The organism is Hydrogenophaga laconesensis (assembly GCF_031457235.1).
GTDB lineage: Bacteria > Pseudomonadota > Gammaproteobacteria > Burkholderiales > Burkholderiaceae_C > Hydrogenophaga > Hydrogenophaga laconesensis.
Genome location: NZ_JAVDWE010000003.1, coordinates 1 through 14,412, shown reverse-complemented (window position 1 = coordinate 14,412; position 14,412 = coordinate 1). Strand labels below are relative to the sequence as shown.

General features: G+C 63.4%; 12 protein-coding genes and 1 tRNA gene. 8 read left to right on the top strand and 5 right to left on the bottom strand.

What is annotated here, in order from left to right; genetic code table 11:
• Positions 1 to 13 precede the first annotated feature (13 nt).
• Both J2X09_RS06745 and J2X09_RS06740 read left to right on the top strand, forming a co-directional pair.
• Positions 14 to 871 carry a 3',5'-nucleoside bisphosphate phosphatase gene (locus J2X09_RS06745; protein WP_204732501.1) on the top strand — a complete coding sequence of 286 codons (858 nt, stop codon included), beginning with the start codon at positions 14 to 16 and terminating at the stop codon, positions 869 to 871.
• Complete coding sequence (locus J2X09_RS06740) at positions 871 to 1,782, top strand: DMT family transporter (protein ID WP_204732502.1); 912 nt, start codon at positions 871 to 873, stop codon at positions 1,780 to 1,782. Before J2X09_RS06745 ends, J2X09_RS06740 begins: the two co-directional genes overlap by 1 nt.
• Before the next feature lie 18 nt (positions 1,783 to 1,800).
• Here J2X09_RS06740 and ku read toward each other — a convergent pair whose 3' ends face one another.
• Together ku and ligD are read right to left on the bottom strand one after the other, a co-directional pair.
• The gene (gene ku / locus J2X09_RS06735) at positions 1,801 to 2,754 is read right to left on the bottom strand and encodes a non-homologous end joining protein Ku (RefSeq protein ID WP_204732503.1); all 954 of its coding nucleotides are present in this window, start codon (positions 2,752 to 2,754) and stop codon (positions 1,801 to 1,803) included.
• Positions 2,751 to 5,288 carry a DNA ligase D gene (gene ligD / locus J2X09_RS06730; protein WP_204732504.1) on the bottom strand — a complete coding sequence of 846 codons (2,538 nt, stop codon included), beginning with the start codon at positions 5,286 to 5,288 and terminating at the stop codon, positions 2,751 to 2,753. The genes ku and ligD overlap by 4 nt, the downstream gene beginning before the upstream one ends.
• A 127-nt stretch (positions 5,289 to 5,415) precedes the next feature.
• On the opposite strand from ligD, the gene J2X09_RS06725 reads away from it, so the two are divergent.
• From J2X09_RS06725 to J2X09_RS06710, 4 genes are all read left to right on the top strand, one after another.
• Entirely contained in the window at positions 5,416 to 6,051 is a 636-nt protein-coding gene (locus J2X09_RS06725) for an L-threonylcarbamoyladenylate synthase (protein WP_204732505.1), read from the top strand.
• A 64-nt stretch (positions 6,052 to 6,115) separates the two neighbouring features.
• On the top strand, positions 6,116 to 6,784 hold the full coding sequence (locus J2X09_RS06720; protein ID WP_204732506.1) for a site-2 protease family protein: 669 nt from the start codon (positions 6,116 to 6,118) through the stop codon (positions 6,782 to 6,784).
• 7 nt (positions 6,785 to 6,791) lie between these two features.
• Positions 6,792 to 8,084, top strand: coding sequence for a tryptophan--tRNA ligase (locus J2X09_RS06715; RefSeq protein ID WP_204732507.1), 1,293 nt, complete (start codon positions 6,792 to 6,794; stop codon positions 8,082 to 8,084).
• 244 nt (positions 8,085 to 8,328) lie between these two features.
• Complete coding sequence (locus J2X09_RS06710) at positions 8,329 to 8,922, top strand: LuxR C-terminal-related transcriptional regulator (protein ID WP_204732508.1); 594 nt, start codon at positions 8,329 to 8,331, stop codon at positions 8,920 to 8,922.
• A gap of 47 nt (positions 8,923 to 8,969) precedes the next feature.
• Here J2X09_RS06710 and J2X09_RS06705 read toward each other — a convergent pair whose 3' ends face one another.
• On the bottom strand, positions 8,970 to 10,403 hold the full coding sequence (locus J2X09_RS06705) for a sensor histidine kinase (protein WP_204732509.1): 1,434 nt from the start codon (positions 10,401 to 10,403) through the stop codon (positions 8,970 to 8,972).
• 104 nt (positions 10,404 to 10,507) lie between these two features.
• On the opposite strand from J2X09_RS06705, the gene J2X09_RS06700 reads away from it, so the two are divergent.
• A tRNA-Ser gene (locus J2X09_RS06700) sits at positions 10,508 to 10,597 on the top strand.
• Between the two features lie 729 nt (positions 10,598 to 11,326).
• On the opposite strand, the gene J2X09_RS06695 is transcribed toward J2X09_RS06700, so the two are convergent.
• Together J2X09_RS06695 and J2X09_RS06690 are read right to left on the bottom strand one after the other, a co-directional pair.
• Entirely contained in the window at positions 11,327 to 11,731 is a 405-nt protein-coding gene (locus J2X09_RS06695; protein WP_204732510.1) for a ParB/Srx family N-terminal domain-containing protein, read from the bottom strand.
• A 203-nt stretch (positions 11,732 to 11,934) separates the two neighbouring features.
• Positions 11,935 to 13,548 (bottom strand): MFS transporter, encoded by a 1,614-nt coding sequence (locus tag J2X09_RS06690; protein WP_204732511.1) that lies wholly within the window; start codon positions 13,546 to 13,548, stop codon positions 11,935 to 11,937.
• A 40-nt stretch (positions 13,549 to 13,588) separates the two neighbouring features.
• On the opposite strand from J2X09_RS06690, the gene J2X09_RS06685 reads away from it, so the two are divergent.
• The coding region (locus tag J2X09_RS06685) for a GMC family oxidoreductase N-terminal domain-containing protein (RefSeq protein ID WP_204732512.1) at positions 13,589 to 14,412 on the top strand (824 nt) is incomplete at its 3' end.

Genomic DNA, 14,412 nt, shown 5'->3' with positions numbered 1-14,412 from the left:
CTAAAATGGTCGCGTGAACCCCCTGCTCAACGCCGACCTGCACTGCCATTCCGTCGTTTCGGATGGCACGCTCACCCCCGAGGCCCTCGCGCACCGTGCGAAGGGCAACGGCGTGGAGCTCTGGGCACTCACCGACCATGACGAGCTGGGTGGACAGGATCGCGCCATGGCCGCCGCTCGCGATGCCGGCCTGCCTTACCTGACCGGCGTCGAAGTCTCTGTGACCTTTGCCGGCATCACTGTGCACATCGTTGGCCTGGGCATGGACCACCGGCACCCGGAGCTGCAGGACGGTCTGCGCGCCACGCGGGGCGGGCGCGAGCAACGCGCCCGCGAAATGAGCGACGACCTGGCGCGGGTCGGCATCCACGGCGTCTACGAAGGCGCCCTCAAGTACGTGGGCAATCCCGACCTGATCTCGCGCTCGCACTTCGCGCGCTACCTGGTGGAGATCGGTGTGTGCAAGGACACCAGTGAGGTGTTCCGCAAGTACATCACCGAAGGCAAGCCGGGTTACGTGCCGCACCGGTGGGCCACACTGGCCAACGCCGTCGGGTGGATCACCCGCTCGGGGGGCGTGGCGGTCATCGCACACCCGGGCCGCTACAAGCTCACCACCAACGAGGAATTCGCCCTGTTCAGCGAATTCAAGGCGCACGGCGGCCAGGGGGTGGAGGTCATGACCGGTGCGCACGGACAAGCCGACTACGCCAAGTATGCCGGTTTCTGCCAGGAGTTCGGCCTTGCCGCATCGCGCGGCAGCGACTTCCACAGCCCCGAGGAAAGCCACACCGACCTGGGTCAGCTGCCCGACCTTCCTGGCAGCCTCACGCCGGTGTGGGAACTGCTCGAATCGCGCATCCATCAGTGATGGCGGAGCCTGCCCGCCATCCGCACGCACAGGCCGCGCTGGGCATCGCCTGCCTGATCCTTGCCACAGCGTGTTTTGCCGTGCTGGACACCTCCGTCAAATACGTCGGTGCCGTGGTACCGGTGCTCATGGCCGTGTGGTTCCGGTACGTCTTCCACGCGGTGGTCGTCACTGCCGTCATGCTGCCGCTGCGTGGCCGCGGCCTGGTGCGGACCGAACACCCCCGCTTCCAGCTGCTGCGCGGTGCACTGCTGCTGACGGTGAGCTCCCTGTCGTTCGTGGCACTGCAGTACATGCCGGTGGGCGAGTTCACGGCCATCGTCATGATCACGCCGCTGATGGTCACCTTGCTGGCTGCCCTCTTCCTGCGCGAACGCGTCTCCCTGCTGCGCTGGGGGCTGGTGGTCGGCGGGTTCGCGGGTGCCCTGCTGGTGGTGCAACCCGGTGGCGAGGTGGTGGGCTGGGCCAGCCTGCTGCCGCTGACGATGGTGTTGACCTATGCCTGGTTCCAGATCCTGACCAGCAAGATGGCTCGAACGGAAGATCCGATGACGATGCACTTCTACACCGGCTGGGTCGGCGCGCTGGTGTCCAGTCTCGTGCTGCCGGTGGTGTGGAAGACCATCCCCGACGCCGCCACCTTCGCCATCCTGTGCCTGATCGGCTTCATGGGCACGGTAGGCCACTTCCTGCTCATCCTGGCGTTCAAGCGCACGCAGGCGTCCACCCTCACGCCCTACCTCTATGGCCAGATCGCCTTCGCCATGTTCTGCGGCTGGGTGGTGTTCGGCCATGTGCCCGGCCATCTGGAGCTCATTGGCATCGGCATGATCGTGCTGTGCGGGGCCACCGCGAGCTGGCTCACCGCGCGCGACCGACGCCTGCCGGTGGAAGCGCACCCGCCCGAGTAGCCGTTTTCGCGCCCGCTCTCAGGCCCGCTTGCGTGCGGTCGAAGGGCTGTTTCTGGTGCGACGCGCTGGCCGTACGGCCGCTCCGCCACCCGTCCCCACCTCGCCCTGGCGGCCCGCCAGGCTGCGCGCAAGCAATTCGGTGAGATCCACGACGTTCGATGGCGCCGCACTTGCGGGCGCCTCGGCAACGGGTTTCACGGTTTTCGTGTCGCCCGCCTTCACCTTGCGTCGCACCAGCGCCTGCACCGCGTCCACGAACCGGTCTTCGTAGGCCTCCGGGTCCCATGACCGGGTCATCTCACCGATCAGCTGAGTCGCCATCTTCAGCTCCGCCGCCTTCACGCCAGCGGCTGCTTTGCCCGCAGCGGGCAGGCGAAGGCCGTCCACGGGGCGGATTTCGGAGGCCCAGCGGATGGTGTTGAGCACCAGTGCGGGCCCCATGGGGATGAGCGCGGCGAGGTGCTCCCTGGTGTGCAGGATCACGCGCGAAATGCCGATCACGCCCGACTCCAGCATCGCCTCGCGCAGCAGCGCATACACCTTGTCGCCCTTGCCGACGGGCTCCAGGTAATAAGGCTTCTCCAGCAGCAGGAACGGGATTTCCGCAGCCTGCACGAAGGTCTCGATCTCGATCGTCTGTGTGGCTGCAGGGTAGGCGGCCTTGATCTGCGCTTCACTCAAGATCACGTACTCGCCGTCGTCCTGCTGTACGCCCTTGACGATGTCGCTGTTCTTGACGGGCTTTCCCGTGCGCTTGTTGATGCGCTGGTACCCGACCGGGTCCATCGATCGCTTGTCGAGCCAGTCAAAGTCGATGCCGTTGTCCTGCGAAGCCGGATAGAGAGCGACCGGCACGTGCACCAGGCCGAAGCTGATCGCGCCCTTCCAGATCACCCGGGGGCGATCCGGAGCACTCTCGTCCTGCCCAGAGCGCGGCGAACCGGTACGGGATCGGATTGACGCAGTGCTCATGGCCGGAACTCCATCAGTTTCATCCCTGTGGTGAGCGGACGCGCTGAACGGCCGTAGTCCTTCCACGGCCCATTGCCGATCGCCAGGCGCTCCTCGATGTTGCGCACGGTCCAATGGTCGCCAGCCCGCAGCTCGGACAGCTCGTTCCACGCCAATGGCACCGAGACGCCCATGCCCGGGCGCGCCCGGGCCGACCAGGCACTGACGGTGGTTGCACCGCGACCATTGCGCAGGTAGTCCACGAACACCTTGCCCACGCGGTTCTTCGGACCACTCCTGGCCACGAAACGCTGCGGAATGGTGTCGCTCATGTGTTGCACCACCGCTTGCGCAAAGCCCTTGACGGTGTCCCATCCATGCTGGCGGCGCAGCGGCACCACCACATGCAGCCCCTTGCCGCCACTGGTCTTGAGGAAGCTCACCAGGCCGAGCTGGTCGAGCAGCGACCGCGTGAGCTGTGCCGCTTCGCGCACCTGCTGCCAGGCCACGCCTTCTCCTGGGTCCAGGTCGAACACCATGCGGTTGGGTTTGTCGAATCCGCGAGCGAACGCGTTCTGCGTGTGGAACTCCACCACATTCCACTGCGCGGTGGAGAGCAGGCCCCGGCGCGTCGCGATGGCCACCCAGGGGTCGTGCCCGGGGTCCAGCGCGGGGTCCAGCCGCACGACACCGGCCATCTTCGTGGCGACGGGCAGGTGCTTCTGGAAAAACAGCTCGCCGTCGATGCCAGCGGGCGCGCGCATCAGCGCCACTGGACGCTGCCGCAGGTGTTCGATCATCAGTGGCCCCACGGTCTCGTAGTACCGCACCAGGTCGAGCTTGGTTACCCCGGTGCTGGCATCGATGACGCGCTCCGGATGCGTCACGCGGACCGAGGGCGCGGGTGGCCGCCGCGCGGGCACGGGCGGGTTCGCGGGTTTGCGCAGAGGCGCGGGCGAATCGTTCGGCTTGGGCAATTCCACATCCTTCTCCACCGACTCGGCGGGCTTGTCCTCGCGCAGGCCGATGAACACGGCATGGCGGATGTTGCCACTGAGCGTCCAGTCCGCGAACGCCACCTCGGCCACCAGAGACGGCCGCACCCAGTGTGTCTTGCCGGCGATCTTCACCTCGGCGGCAAACGGGCTGGTGCGCCGCTCGATCGCCACGAGCTTGCGGTGCAGGCTCACCAGGGTGCTCGCGTCGAAACCGGTGCCCACCTTGCCCACATGGTGCAGCGAGCCGTCCCGCTCGTGCAAGCCCAGCAACAGGGCGCCGAACCCTGCGCGCGTGCCCTTGCCCTCGGTGAAGCCGCCGATCACAAACTCCTGGCGCTGCCCGCATTTGAGCTTGAGCCAGTCGGTACTGCGCGTGGAGCGGTAGGGAGCGTCCTTGCGCTTGGCGATCACGCCCTCCAGCCCGAGCCGGCAGGCAGACGTCAGCACACTGGCGGCTGACGCTTCGAACACCTCGCTGAAGCGCACCTCATCCGATGGCGTCTCGCGCAGAAGATGCGCCAGCACAGCGCGGCGCGCCACCAGCGGCGCTTCGCGCAGGTCATGGTCGCCAACGTAAGGGAGATCGAAAAGGTAGTACACCACCCGGGACGTGCGCTCGTTTTCCATCGACTGCTGCAGTGCGCCGAAATCCGGCAGGCCGGCCTCGTTGAATACCACGATCTCACCGTCGTACCAGCCGGGTGGTAGATGCATGTTCCGCAAGGCCCGGTGAAGCGGCTGGAGCCGGTGCGTCCAGTCGTGACCGTTGCGGGTGATCAACTGCACGTGATCACCATCGATGCGGGTCAACAGACGGTAACCATCGAATTTGACCTCGTAAAGCCAGTCCTCCTGCCCCCCGGTGGGCGGGGCATCCGCGCGCACCGCCAGTTGCGGGGACAGCACGGCCGGCAGCGTGCTCTTGAGCGCCTGGGGCGGCAAGGCGTCCGGCACCAGCGCGGTCGTTTGCCGCGCGCGGCGTGCCGGCACCGGCATGGCTTTCGAAGCCACGCTGTCAGGCTCAGCCTCGACGACGTCGAGTTCTTCGGACGCGCGGGCATAGCCGTCTCGCTCCTTGATCAGCAGCCACGCCGGCTTTTTTTCGTCGCCCGTCTTCATGCGAACCAGCGCCCAGCGGCCTCGCAGCTTGTGGCCCTGCAGCTCGAATTTGAGGTTGCCCGCGCGCAACCCGCCGTGAGGATCGCCCAGTGGCACCCAGATGCCCTTGTCCCAGACAATGACCTTGCCCGCGCCATATTGTCTCGGCGGAATCGTGCCTTCGAACGAGGCGTAGGCCACGGGATGGTCTTCCACCTCCACTGCCATGCGCTTGTCGCCCGGGTCCAGGCTCGGCCCCTTGGGCACGGCCCAGCTCTTCATCACACCGCCGAGCTCAAGACGCAGGTCGTAGTGCAGGCGGCTGGCCCAGTGCTTCTGCACCACGAAGCCCAGCGCCTTCCGGCCACTCGCCGCCTTTCCCCGAGGCTCCGGCGTGCGCTGGAAATCGCGCCGGGCGTTATAGCGCTGCAGAGGATCGCTGGCGTTGGTGCGGGTCATGGCACCGCAGGGCAAACGACGCTCCTGCGCCAGTCAGCCGTTCTGACGGTACAGCCCTGCGGTTTGCGGCAATTCCTTCCATGCCCCTGTCGAGCGTCCAGGGTGGCTCGGCGGTCACAATGCGGGCATGTCCCAGTTCTTCGAAGTCCATCCCGAGAACCCTCAGTCGCGCCTGCTCAAGCAGGCGGTGCAGTTGCTGGAACGCGGCGGCGTGCTCGCCGTGCCCACCGATTCGAGCTACGCCCTCGTCTGCCATCTGGACGACAAGGCCGCAGCCGATCGCCTCCGGCGCATCCGCCAGGTGGACGACAAGCACCACCTCACCCTGCTCTGCCGAGACCTGAGCGAACTCGCCAGCTACGCCAGGGTGGACAACCGGCAATACCGTCTACTCAAACTCGCCACGCCGGGGCCCTACACCTTCATTCTCGAGGCGAGCAAGGAAGTGCCTCGTCGTGTGAGCCACCCCTCGCGCAAGACCATCGGTCTGCGCGTACCCCAGCACAAGACATTGCGCGCGCTGCTGGACCTGCACGACGCGCCGCTGCTGGCGACCACGCTGATCCTGCCCGATGAGTCCGAACCCCTCAACGACGCGCACGATATCCGCGAGCGGCTCGAACACGAACTTGCCGGCGTGATCGACGCTGGGGCCTGCGCTCTGGAGCCCACCACCGTGGTCGATCTCACCCCCATGGGTACAGGCGGCGAGCCCGAGGTGGTGCGCACCGGCCAGGGCCCATTGGCACCGCTGGGCCTGTGAACCGCCACCCCATGGCGCCTGCACCCAGTCTGGGACAATAGGCATTTGCTCCGCCACGCCGCCCATGGACTTCGCCCAGATCGTTCAAACCGTCACCCTCTACGCCATCCCGGTGCTGTTCGCCATCACACTGCATGAGGCGGCGCACGGGTACGTCGCGCGGCACTACGGCGACAACACGGCCGAGCAGATGGGCCGTATCACGCTGAACCCGATCAGCCACATCGATCCGCTGGGCACGATCGCCATGCCGCTGCTGCTGTATTTCGCCACGTCAGGCGCCTTCCTGTTTGGCTATGCCAAACCGGTGCCGGTGAACTTCGGGCGCCTTCGCAACCCCAAGCGCGACATGATCTGGGTGGCGCTGGCAGGCCCGGGCGCCAACCTGATCCAGGCCATCGCCTGGGCCGTGCTGTTCTATGTGCTGGTCGCCGCCGGTGTGGAGGAACCCTTCTTCCTCAAGATGTGCGAGGCCGGCCTGAAGGTGAACCTCGTCATGTACGCGTTCAACCTTTTCCCGCTGCCGCCGCTGGATGGTGGCCGCATCCTCGTAGGCCTGCTGCCCTGGAAGCAGGCCGCCATGGTCTCCCGTGTCGAGCCCTGGGGTTTCTTCATCGTGATGGCCCTGGTGATCACTGGCGTGGTCGGCACGCTCTGGCTGCTCCCCCTGATGTCGATCACGCAAAGCACCATCCAGCTGCTGCTCACCCCTCTTCGCATGCTCCTGTTCTGATCCCGCCATGAAAACCCAACGCGTCCTCACCGGCATCACCACCTCGGGCACCCCGCACCTGGGCAACTACGTCGGTGCCATCCGACCCACCGTTCGCGCCAGCCGCCTGGCCGAGGTCGAGAGCTTCTACTTCCTCGCCGACTACCACGCGCTCATCAAGGTGGGCGAACCTGCGCGCGTGCAACGCTCCACGCTGGAAATCGCCGCCACCTGGCTGGCCTGCGGCCTCGATCCGGAGAAGGTCACGTTCTACCGCCAGTCCGACATCCCCGAAATCCCTGAGCTCACCTGGCTGCTGACCTGCGTCACCGGCAAAGGCATTCTCAACCGTGCGCACGCCTACAAGGCATCGGTGGACAAGAACAATGCCGCGGGTGAAGACCCCGATGCCGGCGTCACCGCCGGCCTGTTCATGTACCCTGTGCTGATGGCCGCCGACATCCTCATGTTCAACGCCCACCAGGTGCCCGTGGGACGCGACCAGATCCAGCACATCGAGATGGCACGCGACATGGCGTCCAGCTTCAACCACCTCTATGGCGAACATTTCACCCTGCCCGACGCGGTGACCGAAGACCACGTGGCTCTGCTGCCCGGCCTGGATGGCCGCAAGATGAGCAAAAGCTACGACAACACGATTCCACTGTTCGTCCCCCGCGAACAGCTGCGCAAGCTCATCATGGGCATCGTTACCGACTCACGTGCTCCCGGTGAACCCAAAGCCACCGAAGGCTCGGCCCTGTTCCAGCTCTACCAGGCCTTTGCCACTGCCGAGGAAACCACGGCGCTGGCCCGCGCCTATGCCGACGGCATCGCCTGGGGCGATGCCAAGCAGGCGCTGTTCGAGCGCCTGGATCGCGAGATCGCACCCATGCGCGAGGTCTACGAGCAGCTCATCCAGAACCCCGCAGAGATCGAGAAGACCCTCAAGACGGGCGCGGACAAGGCGCGCGCCATCGCCACGCCTTTCACGGCACGCCTGCGCGAAGCCGTGGGTCTGCGGCGGCTCGACAGCGTGGCAACCACCGCCGCTGCCAAAGCGGCCCGGTCCTCCACACCAGCTTTCAAGCAGTACCGCGAAAGCGACGGTCTGTTCTATTTCAAGCTGGTGGAAGCAGGTGGGCAGGTGCTGCTTCAAAGCACCGGCTTTGCGTCCGGTAGAGAAGCGGCTGCCGCCATCGCCCGCCTGCAACGGGAAGGCAAAGACGCGCTGGAAGGCTTGCGAGCGCAGTTGGGGCCACAGGTAGAGCCGGACGCACTGGCCCGCGCGCTCGCCCATTTCAACCCTCAATCAAGGTGACAGCTTGCCTCTTGTCACTGTGTTCGCGCTTTGATACACAATCGGGGTTTGCAGCGTTTCCCCTGAGAGTGTGTCCTTCCGACCCGCACGCCGCTTGCGGTTGGGCCGGTAGACTCAATACCCTTCGGGGTTTGGTACCCAAAGTTAAAAAGAACGATTGCATTGGCTTGCCATTGACTATCGCCAAACCCCTGCATTCTCGATATGCTGTCGTATTGACCTGTTATTACCACGCCCGCCAGACATGAGCATTTTTGTTATTGACGACCACCCGCTGATGCGCGAAGCCGTCGTCATGCTGTTACGACGCCTGCGGGCTTCCACGCAAGTCGTCGAACTCGAGCGCCTGGCGGCAGTAAGCAAAGCGATTGCGGAACACGGAGAACCCGAGCTGGTGTGCCTTGACCTCAAGTTGCCCGACACCAATGGTGTTTCGGGCGTGCGCGAAGTAAGGCAGATGCTCCCCGACACCTCCCTGATCGTTCTGTCAGCCTCTCCATCGTCCGATTACGAAGATCTTGCGCGTGAGGCGGGTGCCGATGCTTACGTGGAAAAGTCTGCCGGTGCAGCCCAGATCGCGAAGGTGTTGCGCGAATTCCTGGCCGATGAGGTGGAAGACGAAAACGCGCCGACCATCCCCGACAAGCTTTCGAAACGCCAGAAGCAACTGCTGGTGATGCTGGACCGGGGACTGAGCAACCGGGACATTGCCGAGCAGCTGCAAATCAGCGAGCACACCGTCAAGGTGCATCTCTGGCGCCTGTTCCGTCGCCTGAACGTCAAGAGCCGTTCGCAGGCTAGCCATCTGGCTCGAACGGCCGGCCTGCTCGACCTCTGAGCCCATCGGTGTGGTTGCCGAATGCCTCGCGGCAACCAACCCTGCGGTCAGAACCCCGAGTTGCTTTCGGACGCCGTCGGGTGGGCCTCCAGCGGCTCGCGCTGTGTGAAGTTCGGCAGCATCACCCGGAACACACTGCCCCGGTTGGCCACCGAGTTCAGCGCCAACTGATAACCCATGAGCGATGTGAGCTTGGACACGATCGTCAAGCCCAGGCCCAGGCTGTCCTCCGTTCCCTGGTGCTGCGACACCCGGAAGAACTCCTGGAAGATGGCTTGCTGGTGCTCGCGGGCAATGCCCACGCCGGTATCCCACACCTCGAACACCAGCATGTCTTCGCGGTGGCGCAGTCCCAGCAACACGCCACCGTGCTGGGTATGGCGCAAGGCATTGGAAACCAGGTTGCCGAGAATGCGGCGCAACACCACCGGATCGGACCAGATGGTGCAGGCGCGTGTGTGCGTGCGCAACCGCAGGGACTTGCCCACCGCCACCGGCTCGAACTGCAGCGACAGGTCGGCAAACAGCTTCCTCACATCCACGTGCTGCAGGCGGACCTTGTAGTTGCCCGCGTCGATACGGGTCAGGTCGAACAGAGAATCGAACAACTCGTTGATGGCACGGGTGGACTGCAAGATGCGCGGTGCAATGTCCCGGGCCATCTCCGGCTCGGTGGCCAACCAGTCCGCGTACAGGCTGAGGGCGTGTACCGGCTGGCGCAGGTCGTGCGCGGCCGAGGCCAGGAAACGGTTCTTGGTCGCCACCGCCCGCAGGGAAGCACGGGTCTGCAGCGTGAGGGAGTCAATCAGCTCCTGATTGGAGAACTGCAATTCGAAGCTGGAGCGGTGAACCTCGTGCAAACGCCGGCCTGCCATCATCAGCAAACCCCAGAACACGAAAAGCAGTGCCATGAGCACCAGGCCGATCTGCACCGCGTCCGGCTTGTGCAGCACCCAGAGGGTGTTCCAGGCCAGCCCGACGAACACCGAGAAGATCAGCGCGTTGGCGTACTGCCGAAACACGGGAAGGTAGGAACTGAAGGCGGTGAGCGTGAGCAGGCCTTGCCCCAGCACCACCAGCCCGCAGACGAACTGGGTGGCCTGGGTGGATTGCTGATAGCTCAGCAACACCGGACCTCCCCACAGCAGCGCCATGACCGTCCACGACCACTGGTAGCGCCGCACGAAATTCATGCGCTGCGGCCCCTCCAGGCTGTCGTGGCGCAGCCGGTAGATGCCGATCAGGCGATAGCGCAGCACCAGCATCACCACCATCAGCACGGTCCAGACCACCAGTGCAATGGTGTTGGTCTGCCCCGCCATGAGGTAGACGAGCACGGGCAGGGACAAGATGGCCGCGAGCAACGACGGGCCCACGTTGTCCATCAAAACGCCAATGAGCTGGGAGTCGACCCAGTGGTCGCGCACCTCGGGCGAGGCGGGCACATGCTGGTAAGTGGCGGGTTGTGTGTCGACGAGCATGGAGGACCGGGTGACGAGCGGTGACGGATTGTCTCACCGGGCCTTCGCCGCGCGCATGCGGCAAAACCCGCTGCGCCGTCTGCTAGAATCTCAGGCTTCGACACGGAGAGGTGGCAGAGTGGTCGAATGTACCTGACTCGAAATCAGGCGTAGGGGCGACCCTACCGTGGGTTCGAATCCCACCCTCTCCGCCACAAAGCAAGCAAAATCGCGGCCTCCGGGCCGCTTTTTTGTTTCTACCCATCAATACACCCATCCAGCCGAGTTTTAGCACCGTGTGGCTGCGCTTTAGTAAAAAACGGGCGAGGTGTTTACAGCTCCGACCCCAATCGCGCCGCAGGTGCCACTGCAGGGGCAGGGGCCTTCACTCTGGGTTTGGCCTTTAGGGCCTGTCAAAACCCTAGATGTGGCTCGCTGGCGTTTTAGGCTAAAGCGAGCTGCACCACCGCCCTTTCTCAGGGCTTGACGTACACGCCGCCGATGATGGCACCCGGCACCTTCACCACTCGACCTGGCCCGCTTACGCTGCCAGAAATCCCTCGAATGGTCACCGCCCCACCCTTAGCCACATAGACGGGGCCGGTGTTCCCGCTCAGTTCAGCGACGCCTTCGACGCGCACGCTGTCACTGTTGCCCGTGAGGTGCAGGGTCGCACCAGGCCGAACCACCACATCATCTGTGTTGCCAGAGATGGTCGTTGTTCCAGATGTCGGCAAAGAACAAGAGGCGGGCCAAGCTACCTTCCGGGGGGAACCAGCGCCTCGTGCTCGAAGCTTTGCGCCCGCTTTTCAAGTCCGGTCAAGCAGGGAAGCCAGGAGCCCCACCTTTGAGCCTCTGCATCGCGCTCGATGAAGCCGTGGCAATCGGAGCAGCGCGTCTCACATGCCCCACCGACAAGCGCAACAGCCGCACCAGAGAGGCAATCACCGGCCTCCTGTCCCGTGGGGTTCTCGGGCTGAACGAAGGGTGGCTAGTTCAACAAGGACTTCGGCAAGAAGGGCGTCGTCCCAGGTCGAGATTTCTGTCAAACGGTTGTCGGCAATGGCAAAAGCCTTTGCCTGCGGCGCGCTCAGATGCTCCAAGACGATGACGGGGACCTCGGCGAGGCCCAACTGCTTGGCCGCCATCAGGCGCCCGTGTCCGGCAACAACCGTGTCGGCGGCGTCCACCAAGATCGGCACATTGAAGCCGAACGAAGCAATGCTGTTGGCGATCTGCTGGACCTGCCGGGGGCTGTGTTTCCTTGGGTTTCGAAGGTCGACCCGAAGTTGCTCGATCGCTCGATGGGACACACCGAGCAAGGGGGATTTAGGGTGGCGCTTTTCCATATGAGACATCCAAGAAGAGATGCCTCAATGTTCGTCCCCTTCAGGTTGGAACGCTACTGGATTTAAGGGGGCGTTTTTTAGGGGTTTTGTACAGCTTTGCGACTTCTTTCGCTCTGGACTGCGCCTTGGACTCAGGCAGACCAACGATCGCCAGGACCTCGCGCAGAAAGCGTGGGAACGGGCCGTGGACTTTCTCGCCGTCCTTATCGGCTCACACGCGGTGGATTGGGCCCAAGATGGAATGCTGTTCGCCTTCCTCGCAAAGCATCGTCTGCCATGGTCGTTCTGTCGATACGTCTTAGATGCTCAGTCCATGACTCATCGACGATGACCTCAAGGAATCGCCCGGGTGCATTCAAGTCGTGCAGCAATTCCCAGGACAATGCTCCATTTCGGAGTCTGTTACGTCGGCTCTCGTCACGCATGATGGTCTGAAATTCGACCTCTCGAGACGGATCAATGATGTACTCAATCATGATCACGACGTGACCTTGAGTCGGAAGCGTTGCGGTCTTAGGAGTCCAAGACAATCGGCGCGGCGTCAGGTCGTCCAGGCCTCCCTTATCCGGCATGAGGCGGCTCGCAACCTGAAGAGCGACGAAGCCACTGAGCGCAGCTGAGGCCATGCTCATAGGCACAGTGCCCCACGTTGCAACCTGCCCCCAAACTGCCGCACCGGACGCACTGGCGCCCATGATGGCCATCTGATAGACAGACATTCCTCGAGCACGAACCCAGTCAGGAAGGCCATGCTGCATGGAAATGCTGAGAGTATTTGTGGTGGAAATCCAGGCTGCCCCTGCGACCAGCATCGCCGCCGCAGAAACCCACACAAGTGACGAGCATGCGACGGTTAGCATCGCGCCCAAAAGGCATACCCCGGCAAACGAGAGCAGTCGATCTCGCTCCAAATGAGCACGCAATCTTGGCAGCCAGAGCATCATGAGAACAGCACCCGTCCCCATTGAAGCCAACAAAAGTGTAAAGGCCCACGCACCTCCTCGCGGAAGGTCTCGCGCATGAACGGGCAGAAGGGCCAGCAGAGCCGTGGAGTGAAAGAAGTAGATGGACGTGCGAAGCAGCATCCCTTTGAGTTGAGATGACTGACTAACGTACTGCAAGCCCACGCGCATGGCCGACAGCATCCTCTCGCGACCAAGGGGATGAGGCGCATAGTCATTCTTCCAGCGAATCACGACGAGCACCGCCACCAATGACATCACAGCGTTGAGCAGGAAGACCCACGCGCCGCCGGCCAAAGCGATGACTGCGCCGGCCACAACGGGGCCCGCGATCCGGGAGATGTTCATAGAAACCGCGTTCAGGGCCAATGCCGCCGGCACCTGCCCACGTGAAACGAGGCTCGGGACAACAGATGAGAAGATTGGCCAACGCATTGCAAGGCCAACCCCGTTCGCAAATGTCAGCAGCAGCAGTGCCAAAGGCGTCATCCAACCCATGAAGACCACGAGACTCAACACAGCCGAGGTGCAGGCCACCCACAGTTGGGTCGCGAGGTAGTAGCGCTTTCGGTCGAGGTTGTCGGCAATAGCTCCGCTTGGCAATCCAAGCACGAAGACCGGCAGTGTTGAAGCTGTTTGAACGAGAGCCACCCAGATTGGAGCCGTGACCATCGACGTCATCATCCACGCGGCGGCGACGTCGTTCATCCACATGCAGACGTTCGCTATGAGCGAGGCGGTCCAAAGCATTCGAAACACTGGGTTATGCAGCGGGGCGAATGGCGACGTTGAGTCCGCGTTTGACAAGTTCTCTCTCAAAAGTACAATGGTCCTACCGTTATAAGGCACCTCCATATTACATCGAGGGAGCCATCTAAAGTAGGAGACTCCCCTCGTGTCGTTTACTCACGTCGTTGTCGGCGGAGGCTCTGCAGGCTGCGTATTGGCAAACCGTCTCTCAGAAGACCCCCAGAAAAACGTTGCCCTCATAGAGGCAGGCGCCGACTTTTCGCCCGACGAGACTCCTGAAGACATCCTGGACACTTATGCAGGTCGAGCTCTGGGGAACAGAGACTATTTCTGGGACCTTCGGGTGCTCCGAGGAGACGATGTCCCTCACCTGGATCCGCAAGACCGGCTGCCTTTGCGATACGAGCAAGCCCGAGTCATAGGGGGGGGCTCCAGCATCAACGGCCAAGTGGCCCTGCGAGGGATTCCAGCCGAGTTCGATCGCTGGCACCAGTTGGGTGCTACCGGCTGGGACTGGGCGGGTGTTCTCCCCTACTTCAAGAAACTGGAAAAGGACCTCGACTTCGACAACCCCATGCATGGTCAGGACGGCCCTATCCCAATCCGCCGCTACTTCCGCTCAGACTGGGACCAGTTTACGGGCGCCGTCGCAAGGCAATGGGAGAGTGAGGGCTACAACTACTTCGAGGACTTGAACGGGATGTGGGACGACGGTTTCTCGCCCATCCCCGTCTCAAACAATGGCAAGACCCGTGTTTCTACGGCGATGGGCTACCTAACTTCGGTCGTGCGCAGCAGAAGCAACCTCACGATCTTGAGTCGAACCGAAGTCAAGAAGCTTTTAATAGATCCGGAGCTGCGGGCCACTGGAGTGCTAGGGCGTGTTAACACTAATAGCGATCGTGGCGATCTCGTCGGACAATCTCGGGCATGGAGATTACGCCCGCACAATTCGCCACCATTGAGCAC